General features: G+C 58.1%; 9 protein-coding genes. 5 read left to right on the top strand and 4 right to left on the bottom strand.

Annotated features, from left to right (window positions below):
• Positions 1–106: 106 nt before the first annotated feature.
• The 3 genes from ACMGGN_RS07555 to ACMGGN_RS07545 all read left to right on the top strand — a co-directional run bounded on the left by ACMGGN_RS07555 (position 107) and on the right by ACMGGN_RS07545 (position 6,236).
• Complete coding sequence (locus tag ACMGGN_RS07555) at positions 107–1,021, top strand: LysR family transcriptional regulator (RefSeq protein ID WP_012314827.1); 915 nt, start codon at positions 107–109, stop codon at positions 1,019–1,021.
• A gap of 671 nt (positions 1,022–1,692) precedes the next feature.
• On the top strand, positions 1,693–4,287 hold the full coding sequence (leuS, locus tag ACMGGN_RS07550) for a leucine--tRNA ligase (protein ID WP_414156629.1): 2,595 nt from the start codon (positions 1,693–1,695) through the stop codon (positions 4,285–4,287).
• 161 nt (positions 4,288–4,448) lie between these two features.
• The gene (locus tag ACMGGN_RS07545) at positions 4,449–6,236 is read left to right on the top strand and encodes a thiamine pyrophosphate-requiring protein (protein ID WP_414156628.1); all 1,788 of its coding nucleotides are present in this window, start codon (positions 4,449–4,451) and stop codon (positions 6,234–6,236) included.
• 336 nt (positions 6,237–6,572) lie between these two features.
• Here the strand turns inward: ACMGGN_RS07545 and ACMGGN_RS07540 are convergent, their stop codons facing one another.
• From ACMGGN_RS07540 to ACMGGN_RS07525, 4 genes are all read right to left on the bottom strand, one after another.
• On the bottom strand, positions 6,573–7,406 hold the full coding sequence (locus ACMGGN_RS07540) for a phosphatase PAP2 family protein (RefSeq protein WP_346640523.1): 834 nt from the start codon (positions 7,404–7,406) through the stop codon (positions 6,573–6,575).
• A 2-nt stretch (positions 7,407–7,408) separates the two neighbouring features.
• On the bottom strand, positions 7,409–8,098 hold the full coding sequence (locus tag ACMGGN_RS07535) for a histidine phosphatase family protein (RefSeq protein ID WP_346640522.1): 690 nt from the start codon (positions 8,096–8,098) through the stop codon (positions 7,409–7,411).
• Between the two features lie 136 nt (positions 8,099–8,234).
• Complete coding sequence (locus ACMGGN_RS07530; protein WP_196996485.1) at positions 8,235–8,624, bottom strand: hypothetical protein; 390 nt, start codon at positions 8,622–8,624, stop codon at positions 8,235–8,237.
• Positions 8,625–8,772: 148 nt separating this feature from the next.
• Positions 8,773–9,534 (bottom strand): phosphatase PAP2 family protein, encoded by a 762-nt coding sequence (locus ACMGGN_RS07525; RefSeq protein WP_414156627.1) that lies wholly within the window; start codon positions 9,532–9,534, stop codon positions 8,773–8,775.
• 168 nt (positions 9,535–9,702) lie between these two features.
• Here ACMGGN_RS07525 and ACMGGN_RS07520 point away from each other — a divergent pair, with 168 nt between their 5' ends.
• Together ACMGGN_RS07520 and ACMGGN_RS07515 are read left to right on the top strand one after the other, a co-directional pair.
• Positions 9,703–10,386 carry a response regulator transcription factor gene (locus tag ACMGGN_RS07520; protein ID WP_414156626.1) on the top strand — a complete coding sequence of 228 codons (684 nt, stop codon included), beginning with the start codon at positions 9,703–9,705 and terminating at the stop codon, positions 10,384–10,386.
• 261 nt (positions 10,387–10,647) lie between these two features.
• Positions 10,648–12,282 carry a phosphoethanolamine transferase gene (locus ACMGGN_RS07515; RefSeq protein ID WP_414156625.1) on the top strand — a complete coding sequence of 545 codons (1,635 nt, stop codon included), beginning with the start codon at positions 10,648–10,650 and terminating at the stop codon, positions 12,280–12,282.
• Positions 12,283–12,349 lie beyond the last annotated feature (67 nt).

The raw sequence follows: 12,349 nt of genomic DNA, 5'->3' as shown, positions 1-12,349 counted from the left end.
CGATTGGGCACCTTACATTTCTGTGCATTGGCCCCACAAATCGGTGCAGGTTAACAGCCTTTGGCCTTAAGATTCACCCCTGCCCCACTTTAGGCGAAGCGCACCGATGAATCGAAACGACCTGCGTCGCGTAGACCTCAACCTGCTGATCGTGTTCGAAACCCTGATGCATGAGCGTAGCGTGACCCGTGCCGCCGAGAAGCTGTTCCTCGGCCAGCCGGCGATCAGCGCGGCGCTGTCGCGCCTGCGCAACCTGTTCGACGACCCGCTGTTCGTGCGCACCGGCCGCAGCATGGAGCCGTCAGCGCGAGCACATGAAATCTTCGCCCTGCTGTCGCCGGCGCTGGATTCCATCTCCACCGCGGTCAGCCGCGCCGCCGAGTTCGACCCGGCCACCAGCAACGCGGTGTTCCGCATCGGCCTGTCGGACGACGCCGAATTCGCCCTGCTGCCGCAGCTGCTCAAGCGCATCCGCGCCGAGGCACCCGGCATCGTGCTGGTAGTGCGCCGGGTCAATTACCTGCTGATGCCTACCCTGCTGGCCTCCGGCGAAATCTCGGTGGGGGTGAGCTACACCAGCGAACTGCCCGCCAACGCCAAGCGCAAGGTGCTGCGCCGCAGCATGCCCAAGCTGCTGCGCGCCGACAGCGTGCCCGGCAGCATCACCCTCGACGACTTCTGCGCACGGCCGCATGCACTGGTGTCGTTCGCAGGTGACTTGTCCGGTTTCATCGACGAAGCACTGGAAGAGATCGGCCGCAAGCGCCATGTGGTCCTGGCCGTGCCGCAATTCAACGGCCTGGGCAGCCTGCTGGCGGGGACCGATATCGTTGCCACGGTGCCCGATTACACCGCTGATGCGCTGACTGCGGCGGGCGGGTTGCGGGCTGAAGACCTGCCGATAGCGGTGCGCAGCTTCGAGTTGCACATGGCCTGGCGAGGGGCGCAGGACAATGACCCGGCGGAGCGCTGGTTAAGGTCGCGGATTCAGATGTTCTTTGGGGATCCGGATAGCCTGTAAAAAATAGCGAGCTCGGTCGGAAAGGCCATTTACAAACTCATTGCCGCCCGTGATGCCAAATCAACATATGGATACTTGGCAGAACCCATGGTGAAGATGATAAACGCCATGAATTTGTCACCATCGATAGCATGCCGGGCAATACATACAACAATTAGACGCCATCTACCCTAATGGCTACTCGGACTAACAACCCTCTACATCTGAAATCATAGGGATATCCAGAATCGCAGCACAACAAACATTGCGTGAATTAATTTTACATATTCCTGCGAATTTTCTGACAGCTAATTCGGCGCCACTATTCAACCCCCACAAACCCTTGAAAGAAACGCTTGACATTAAAGTTAGGCCTTGACCATATTCAACCTCACCAACCAATCACTCACTATCGACACTGACCAGAACTTAAAAGCAGGTCAGGCTCTTCACGCTAACAGGTCGCTGAAGGCCAAATACAAGCCGCCTCGGGCCTTCAGTGTGTGGCCCCGTGGCTGGTTGGCGGGAGGCCGCCCAGAGTCAGAAGACTGTTCAAATCCGATCTCTGTCAGATTGCCCTAATCCCTCGCACCGGCGGCAGATGAAATTCAGTAGGCCGAGTGATATCCAACAAAAACGCATGAGTCGAGCGGTTGATTGCCACTCGGCGCCAGTAACTTCGAGGAGCGTCTATGCGACAGCAGTATGATCCCGCCTGGGTCGAAAGCACGGTTCAGGCCAAATGGCTTCGCGATGAAGTCTTCAAGGCTGTCGAAGACCAAAGCCGGCCAAAATTCTATGCCTGCTCCATGCTGCCATACCCTTCCGGGAAGCTGCACATGGGCCATGTGCGCAATTATACGATCAATGACATGCTGGCCCGCCACTTGCGGATGAAGGGCTACAACGTCCTGATGCCAATGGGGTGGGATGCATTCGGCCTTCCGGCGGAAAACGCCGCCATGCAGTCGGGCGTGCCTCCAGCCGAATGGACTCGAATGAACATCGCCGACATGAAATCCCAGATGCAACCGCTCGGCCTGGCGTTCGACTGGTCGCGGGAAATTGCCACCTGCGATCCGCAATACTACAAGTGGAACCAGTGGTTCTTCCTGAAGCTGCTGGAAAAGGGCGTGGCCTACAAGAAAACCCAGATCGTCAACTGGGACCCCATCGACCAAACCGTGCTGGCCAATGAGCAAGTGGTAGATGGACGGGGCTGGCGATCAGGGGCACTGGTGGAGAAGCGCGAGATTCCCGGCTACTACCTGCGAATCACGCAGTATGGCGAAGAGCTGCTGTCGGCTATCGATACCCTGGAAGGCTGGCCGGACATGGTTCGCAGCATGCAACGCAACTGGATTGGCAAGGCCAGTGGCACGCGCCTGGCCTTCCTACATGCGATCGAAGATGCCAGCGGGCAGTTGATCGACGCGGGCAAGCTGTGGGTATTCACCACGCGCGTCGAAACGCTGATGGGTGTGACTTTCTGCGCTGTTTCCCCTGATCATCCCCTGGCCCAGCGAGCCATCGCGCTCGAGCCTGGGCTCGAACCACAGATGCAGGCGTGTCGGCAGTCGGCACAGGCCAGCCCTGCCGCTGGTGCACAAGCGAAGCTCGGCATCCCGAGCGGCTTGCACGTCGAGCACCCATTGACTGGCGAGCCAGTCGCCATCTGGATCACCAATTATGTGCTCGATGAGTACGGCGAAGGCGCTTTGATGGGAGTGCCGGCCCACGATGAGCGTGATTTCGACTTTGCACGGCAGTACGGCTTGCCCGTGCGCCCCGTCATCACTTTCGAAGGGGCGGCCTATGACCCTGCCGCATGGTCGGATCGCTATGCCAGTCGGGAGGGTCGCCTGATCAATTCAGGCGCCTACGATGGCCTCACTGTAGAGCAGGCGTCCCTGGCGATCTTCGATGCCCTGGCCGAGCGCGGATGCGGGGAGCAAACCACCACCTGGCGTTTGCGTGACTGGGGTATCTCCCGGCAGCGTTACTGGGGAACACCGATTCCAATCATCCATTGCGAATGCTGTGGCGATGTTCCGGTGCCTTACGCAGACCTGCCAGTGGTATTGCCGACTGACTGCATTCCCGACGGCAGTGGCAACCCGCTTCAGCAGCATGATGCGTTCCGCCACGTCGCATGCCCGCGTTGTGCCGCGCCCGCGCTTCGGGAGACGGACACCATGGATACCTTCGTCGACTCCAGTTGGTACTTCATGCGCTACTGCGACCCGGACTGCCATACCGCAATGGTCGGATCTGGCAATCGCTACTGGATGCCCATCGACCAGTACATCGGCGGCATCGAACATGCGGTTCTGCACCTGCTCTACGCCAGGTTCTGGACCAAGGCGATGCGCGACGAGGGATTGGTTGACTTCAGTGAGCCGTTCAAGAACCTGTTCACTCAGGGCATGCTGCTGCGGGAGAGTTACTACCGCAAGGCCGAAGACGGCAGCCGGCGCTGGTTCTACCCGTCCGAGATATCGGTTCACTACGATGAGAAGGGCCGTCCGGTCAACGCCACAGCGATCGAGGATGGCATGCCCGTATGCCTGGGCGGCGTGGAGAAGATGTCCAAATCGAAGAACAACGTGGTCGAGCCCAAGGAGATCATCAACCGATTCGGCGCGGACACCGCCCGCCTGTTCACCATTTTCGCAGGGCCTCCGGACCAGAGCACGATCTGGAGCGACAGCGGTGTCGAAGGGGCTTATCGCTTCCTGCGCCGTCTCTGGAACTTTGCCGTTGACGAGCAAGCTCGCTGGAACGAAGTTGACGACCTGGCGACGGATGCCGCGCAAGCTAGCCGTGTACGTTTCGAGACCCATGGCTTGCTGCAACAGATCAATTACGATTATGAGCGCCTGCAGTACAACACCGTCGTATCGGGCGCGATGAAGATGCTCAAGGTGCTCGAAGGAGCCCGCGGCGCTGGCCGCCAAGTCTGCCGGGAGACCATGTCCATTCTCCTCCAGGTGCTGCATCCGGTGACGCCGCATATTTCCCAAGTACTATGGGAAGAGCTGGCGTTCCCTGGCGCGATCTATGACAGTGCCTGGCCGACCCCAGACAGCGAAGCGCTGAAACGGGATGAAGTGAGGATGATGGTGCAGGTCAATGGCAAGCTGCGTGGGGAAATCCTCGTCCAGGCAGACGCCGACCATGACACGATCCGTCGCCAGGCACTCTGCGATGCGGTGTTGAGCAAATATCTGGAAGGCGCTGAGAGAATGATAGTGGTACCTAACAGATTGGTGAACTTCATCGTCTGACCTTGCTGACTGCCCCTGAAGACGCCAGGTCAGTGCGACTCAAGGTCCAGGACCAAAACGCTTGAAACGGCGGCTGACCCGCGCAGGCAAGCATTTCAGTTGAAACTTTCGTAAACCGCGCCAAGTCCAGACCCCTATCGACCAGCGAACGGGAGAAGGCAATGGCAGGCACGGTAGGCGACTTTCTGGTAGAGCGCTTGTATCAATGGGGGGTGCGGCGCATCTTCGGCTACCCCGGCGACGGTATCAACGGTGTATTCGGCGCGTTGAGCCGGGCCAACGGCAAGATTGAATTCATCCAGGCCCGCCACGAGGAAATGGCAGCATTCATGGCCTGCGCCCATGCCAAGTTCACCGGTGAACTGGGCGTGTGCATTGCCACCTCCGGGCCTGGCGCATCGCACTTGCTCACCGGGCTGTATGACGCCCGGATGGACCACATGCCAGTGCTGGCCATCGTCGGCCAGCAAGCCCGAGCGGCTTTGGGCGGCCACTATCAACAGGAACTGGACTTGCTGTCGATGTTCAAGGATGTGGCCGGTGCATTCGTGCAACAAGCCTCCACACCCTCGCAGGTACGCCATTTACTCGACCGCGCCGTGCGCACTGCCGTCGGCGAACGGCGTGTGACGGCGGTGATCCTGCCCAATGATCTGCAGGACCTGCCCTACCAGGAGCCGGCCCGCGCCCATGGCACCGTGCATTCCGGCGTTGGTTACAGCAAGCCCAAGGTGGTGCCCTACGACAGCGACCTGCAGCGTGCCGCCGAGGTACTCAACGCTGGGCGCAAAGTGGCCATTCTGGTCGGAGCCGGTGCCTTGCAGGCTACCGAAGAGATCATCGAAATCGCCGACACACTCGGCGCAGGTGTGGCAAAGGCGCTACTGGGCAAGGCCGCCTTGCCCGATGACCTGCCGTGGGTGACCGGCGCCATCGGCTTGCTGGGCACCGAACCGAGCTACCAGTTGATGGCCGAATGCGACACCTTGCTGATGATCGGCTCAGGGTTCCCCTATTCCGAGTTCCTGCCCAAGGAGGGCCAGGCCCGTGGGGTGCAGATCGACCTTCAGCCAGACATGCTAAGCCTGCGTTACCCGATGGAGGTCAACCTGGTGGGTGATGCCGGGGAGACCTTGCGCGCATTGCTGCCATTGCTCGAGACAAAATCCGACCGCCGCTGGCGTAAGAAAGTCGAAGGCTGGCGTGCACGTTGGGACAAGACCCTGGCCAAACGCGCAATGGTCAAAGCGGACCCGATAAACCCGCAACGCGTGGTGTACGAGCTGTCCCCTCGCCTGCCCGACAACACCCTGGTGACCAGCGACTCCGGTTCCTGCGCTAACTGGTATGCCCGTGACCTGCAAATTCGCCAAGGCATGCAGTGCTCGCTGTCAGGCGGCCTGGCCTGCGTGGGCGCTGCGGTACCGTACGCCATCGCCGCCAAGTTCGCCCATCCGCAGCGCCCGGTGGTGGCACTGGTCGGCGATGGCGCGATGCAGATGAGCAACCTGGCCGAGCTGATTACCGTAGCCAAGTACTGGCAGCAGTGGGAGAACCCGCAATGGATCTGCGCGGTGTTCAATAACGAGGACCTCAACCAGGTCACCTGGGAGCAACGTGTGATGGAGGGCGACCCCAAGTTCGAGGCGTCCCAGACGATCCCTGACGTGCCTTATCACCTGTTTGCCATCTCCATCGGCCTGGAGGGCATTTTCGTCGACCGTGAAGATGACGTCGCAGCGGCCTGGGAACGCGCGCTAAGCGCCGATCGGCCGGTATTGATCGAGTTCAAGACCGACCCCAACGTGCCGCCCTTGCCGCCTCATATCAAACTCGAACAGGCGAAGAAACTCGCCGGCTCTTTGTTCAAGGGCGACCCGGACCAGGCCAGCGTCATGGTCCAGACAGCCAAGCAGGTACTGAGCTCGGTGCTTCCTGGTAAGAAGTGACGCAATCCTCTGGCCATCAATCAGCCAAGCAGGCGTGAGTGATAGCAACGATGACGCGCCGAGCAAACAGACACGCGCTGCAGGGGCGCAGCGCGCCAGCTTGCCCGGTGTGCATCGATTCAGGCCATTGGCGCCCGTGACATCGCCCCATAGAGCACGGATCTTTGGAAGCGTAGCTAGAACAGAGATATTTATTTTTGAGACAGTACACTAGTGCATTGTTCGGCGAAAAAGTCAGCGCCCTTGACGTTTTATCGTGCGCCTTGAGTTCTGAGCAAAAACCTCGATCTCGATCCGGCTGCCATCCAGTCATAGAGACCGTTTCCACTTACTGCTTCAGGGTTCAGTAGCATCGATGACGACCATCGATGCCTGGCTTTCAATTTCCTGTGGTGCGATCTGCAACGCGGGACGTCCGTAAAACAACAATGCGCTCGTCCAGGCAGTTAGCCAGACGAAAATCCCGGCCCAGAAGGTATGTGACATATAGTGCCAGCCTTGCAATACACGGGTGGTGCCGTACACGAAGCCGAGCGAGAGGATGACTACCAGGAGTTTGCGTGTATGCGGCCATCGGTGTCGGAGGGCCACGAAATAAACGGCCAACAACGTAAAGGCACTGGAGGCATGGCCGCCCGGCCAGCACCGGCCAGCGGGGGCCTTATCCAGCCAATGGAAGTGGGTGAACCACTCCTTATGGGGTGCTGCTCCGCCGTAAAGAGTTGTCTCCACTGGACAGTAGATGCCGGTGTGGCTCTTAAGGTAGTGGATCACTCCAGTGCATGCCGCGAACGTCACCACAACATAGAAAAAGTCTCTGCGATGACGTGTGGTAAATCGCAAAGCAGTCCCGATGCGGGTTGCTTGAAAAAGCCGACTTGAGACCAGGTGAGGAAACTTCGCGGTCAGCGGCCAGACAAAGGAAAGCAGGCTGCCAATAATCGCTAGTTCCCCTGTCCAGTTCGGCAGAACGCGTGGCCACTTGTGGGTTGCTTTTTCGAACCATTGATTGTGCAGCAATAGGAATTGGCCGGTCGCTGGATCGAGCAGCAAATTACTGATCTGTTGGTCCAGGTGAGTTATATCGAATAGCAGGAAGACGATCACGGCCAGCAACAGCGGTATGCCGAGGTTGCTCGCATAGAAGGCAGTACGGCGAGAAAGCTGCATGCTTACAGTCCTGTGCTGGAAACAAGGTGGTTCCAGACACTGGCGTTCATCTGTCCAAGAATGCGTGCTTTGCCCTTATCGGCCACAGAGATAAACAGCGCGCTGGCGTAAGCGCTGGAGCGTTGTCCCCCAGCCACTTTAAAGTGCCGCTCCAGCTGGTCGATGCAACCGCTGTGGGTAATCAATACCAGGTTGCGCCCGCTGTTCTTATGGCTAAGCGCGGCGTCGGCGAAGCCCTTGTTGCATTGGCTCAGCCAGTCTTGTGTGAGAATCGGCCCGCCGAAGATGAAGTAGGCCGTCTGCTGAGTGCGAACTTTCGGGCTGCTCAGGAGTTCGGCATTCTCCAGGCCAAGCCGTGCAAGCCCCTTGCCGACATCGGTGGCCATCTGGCTACCGGCGACAGTAATGCCCGCCGGGTCATCCAGGCAGGCGTTATGCGAGCGGTCACAGCGCTCGGCGTGACGGATCAGCACCATCACCTCGCCCTTGGCCCATTGTGTGTAGATCCCGCTGTCGTGCATCTCCTTCGCACTACTCACATCTAACACCTGCGCATGAGAGGCATACCATGTGGAAACGGCAGCAAGCGCAATAAGAGCGCCTATCGCAGCTTTCTTCAGATTGCTTGCGTGAAATCGGCGTTTTTGTGAACGCTGAGGAACAGCGTGACGCTGCATGATGCCTTGCTGCATGGTGTCGCTCCGACTAGTAGACGAGGCAGGCGGCAACCAGGCGCGTGCCCCTATGAGTCGCGGCACTGTAGGGAGGCATGCATGGCACGACAGTGAAGCCCATGTGAAAAAAACCTGAAAGGAGGGGCGCGGCCGTTCATGGTTTTTTCGACGACTTTCTCAATGTGCTGCCCCATGCTTGGGCCTTTTCATGTCTCCATTCGCGATCCGCCTGGCTATCGAGTTTCAAGTTTCGCTCTATGTCGCTGGCAGCACTGGCCTGGCACTGGCGAAAGCCATCGTCCCAGCCCGTAGCGTATTGCGGGTCTTGGAGGTAGGTGCTGACCTTTTTTCGGAATTCACCCAGTGCTCCGGCCGCTTGTCGACCGCTTGCACACCCATCATCGAAGCCGCTGACAAAGGGCGCGGGATAACCTTCAGCCAGTAGGCGCTGACTGGTGCTCTGACATCCGCTCAGCAACGCAAGCGCGAAACAGACAGCTGCCCCCATACAGGCAGTGTGCTGCCAATACCGCAAAATACTCATCTAATGCCCCTGAATGCCGCGAGATTTCTGATTGGCGTGCCGATTACGCGTTCAAACTGGCACTTCTCGCTTGCTCGAACTGTAAGTGCGGACAGATTGGGGCGCGGTGAAGCGGATGTGAAAAAAGTCTGCGTCGAACCGAGCGGGATCATTCCACACTGCGCACTTCGTCGCCCCCTCGCACTGGTGTTTCTTCGATGCCATCAGCGCTCGGCCGATAGAGCAGCCATCGGTAGCACGACACCGCTATCAGCCAGTCGATCAACAGGGTCCAGACATTGTGAGAAAGAAAGTGCGCGCCTTGCAGCATCCTGCCCACCGATAGCAGCGTCCCAAGTCCCAAGGCCAGGGCAAGAACCACCCGGCCGGCCCGTGGATGGCGGTCGCGCAACGCGAAATACAGGGCCAGGAGGCCAAATCCAGTGGAGGCATGCCCGCCCGGCCAGCATCGGCCCGGCTTGGGCGAGTCCACGCGGTCTCCTAGCAGGGGAACATAAGGTTCGCTGCCACCAAACGCCTGCAAGCTCCACGGGCATTGCACTTCGGTCAGTGCCTTGAGCGGCGTTACGATACTGGTGCACAGCCCGATCGTCAGAACGGCGTAGCCCAACGGTCTTTGCCACCGCCGAAATTTCGGGTTGACCAAGCTGGCCACCAGGCCGGCGATCAATACCAGGGCAAACAGGATGACGACCTGTTTGACACGTTCATGCAGCACGGTTTCCAGCCAGTAACTGTGCCGGCCATAGAACCCGAAGCCGGGAATATAGGACATCCGCGCAAAATAGAAATCGATGGTAGTTACGTTGGAAGCAAGCATCGCCATCATGGCCAAAATCGGCAGTCCGACTGCAAGTCTAAAGTTAAAAGGGCGGGATACAGGCACTGCATGTAATGAGAATCTTTTCATGTAATCAATTCCAGAACCGTGACGCCTTCTCACTAACAAGCCGTGGCTTTTCACGAATACTTAACATTTTGTCGACACACCAGCGACTGCCAGGAACATCAAATGCAAGCCCGTTGTTGGGCCAGCCCACCTGACAATGCTAGCCATGGCCTTTAGGAAAGCGCTCGAATGAAACTGCTGATCGTTGAAGACAATTGTGACATCCATGACAACCTTGTTGATTTTTTCGAACTCAGGGGGCACGCCGTCGAGGGCGCACGTGACGGCCTGACCGGTTTGCACCTGGCCGAGACCGGATGCTTTGACGCGATCATCCTCGATATAATGCTACCTGGCATTGATGGTAACGAGATCTGCCACCTTTTACGCATGCGCTCCAAGTCGCCGGCCGCCATCATCATGCTCACCGCGCGAGATGAGTTGGATGATCGGCTGATGGGTTTCAAAGCAGGGGCCGACGACTACGTGGTGAAGCCTTTCGCCATGGCCGAGATACTTGCCCGGCTCGAAGCCATCCTTTACCGGCGTACCGGACAAAACGGCCGCAAGCTTCACTTGCTTGATCTCGAACTCGATCTGGACACGCTGGAAGTCCATAGAGGGAACACGCTGGTCAATCTCAGTTCCGCCAATCTGAAGATACTCGAACTGCTGATGCGAAGTAGCCCCGCCATCGTCAAGCGTAAGACACTTGAAGAGTTGCTCTGGGGATCGACCTGGCACAATAGGAAAGGCGACAGTATCCGCAACCATATCCATCAAATCAGGCAGGCCGTGGACAAGCCGTTCGCTAAAAAACTGCTGCATACCGTGCGCGGTGATGGCTACAAGATCTGCAGTCCGGACCCTTGAACATTCAGCGAGGTTGCCGCTACGGATCCTAAGTCGCTCAGCGTGGTCTTGAGGTTATCAACTTGTGAAAAAAATGTGATGTCGCCTAAGCATCGACCAAGCACCGTCGACCTTGAGCTTGGCCTGGTACCGTAGCCATTTGAACAGACATCTTTTCACTGACGTTTTCACAAAAACGCCACGGAACATGCCCTAACTTGCGCGCCCATGCCCCCAACGCAAGTCTGCGTTGATGCCCCGGTTTTGATTGCATAGGGTTTTATGTTCAAGATAAAAGCAGTGCGTCCTGCCTTGGTAACAATGCTTGCCAGTGTCTTTCTGTTAATGGGATTCAATGCACCGCTCTGGGTGCATCTGGTTTCCATTACGGAGCCAAATGGATCGGGCATGATGATGCGGTTCGCTTTCGCTCTGTTGATAGCGTGCGCATTCAACCTGCTTATTACACTATTCACGTTCGGTCGCACATTGAAACCGACACTCATGCTGCTCTTCATCATCAGTGCGGGTGCAGCCTACTTCATGAACCAATATGGCGTACTGATCGATGTCGGCATGATCCGCAATGTCGCGCAAACCGATACCAGCGAAGTCCAGGCCCTGCTGTCGACAACCTTGCTGGGCTACCTGCTGGCGCTGGGCGTGCTGCCTGGCTACATCCTTTGGAAAACGCCCATCCATTACCGTCCATGGCCTCAGGAGCTGGTTGGTAAAGGCCTGACAGTGCTGCTCTGCGTATCGCTGATCGGTGGCGTCAGCCTCCTCAACTACAAGGGCTTGTCTTCATTGTTTCGCAACCATCACGAGTTGCGCCTCATGATCGTGCCGAGCAATGTCATCGGTGCTTCGATCAGCTATGCACGCGAAGAACTCAAGACGGCGCAGCAACCCTTCATGCCGATTGCGCAGGACGCACGACTCGATGGCAGTTGGGCGCGCCACTCGCGCAAGTCCCTTACTGTGCTCGTCGTGGGCGAGAGCGCGCGGGCGGCAAACTTCGGCATCCTCGGCTATCCACGGGATACAACTCCCGAGTTGAACAAGGAAGACGGCCTGGTCGCATTCAGCCATGTCACTTCATGTGGCACGGAAACCGCAGTTTCTGTCCCCTGCATGTTTTCCAACATGGGCCGCAAGCACTATGACGTGGCCCGGGCAAAAAACCAGGAGGGTCTGCTCGACGTGCTCAAGCGTGCGGGCCTGGCGGTTATATGGCGCGATAACCAGTCTGGCTGCAAGGGCACCTGCGATCGCGTCATGCGGCAAGACGTCAGCAAGAACAAAGATTCACTGCTGTGCGCCGACCACGAATGCCGGGACGAGATCCTGCTGCAAGGACTGCAGCCACTGATCGATCATCTCGACAAGGACACCGTTCTGGTCCTGCATCAGATGGGCAGCCACGGCCCCGAGTATTTCAAGCGCTATCCTGGCGCGTTCGAACGATTCACGCCGGTATGCCACAGCAATGCGCTTGAAACATGCAGCCGGGAAAGCATTGTCAACGCCTACGACAACACCATCGCCTACACCGATCATGTGCTGGCTACCCTGATCGACGTGCTACGTCGCAACGGGGACAAGGTAGACAGCGCCATGATCTATCTGGCCGACCACGGCGAGTCGCTTGGGGAATACAACATTTATCTTCACGGAACGCCCTATCTGTTTGCACCAGAGGAGCAGAAGCATGTGCCGATGATCACCTGGTTCTCCGAGGGCTATCAACGCGCGTTACAGCTCGACGGCCGCTGCCTGCAGGCCAAGCGCGATGCTGCGCTCAGCCAAGACAACCTGTTCCATTCCGTGCTGGGGCTGCTGAAGGTGAACACGCTGGTCTACGAGTCATCCCTGGATCTTTTCACAAGCTGCCGGACCCCAATGCCAGTGGGCTAAGCAGAAATGAAAGTAGCAGCACAACCTTGCGAGATGTCTACCCTATTCTGCGTAAAGCTTGGGTTGG

Origin of the sequence: Pseudomonas sp. BNK-30 (assembly GCF_047456185.1) — a bacterium.
Lineage (GTDB): Bacteria > Pseudomonadota > Gammaproteobacteria > Pseudomonadales > Pseudomonadaceae > Aquipseudomonas > Aquipseudomonas putida_E.
Note: the sequence above shows the minus strand (reverse complement) of the source record. Positions and strands in the feature narration are given on the sequence as shown.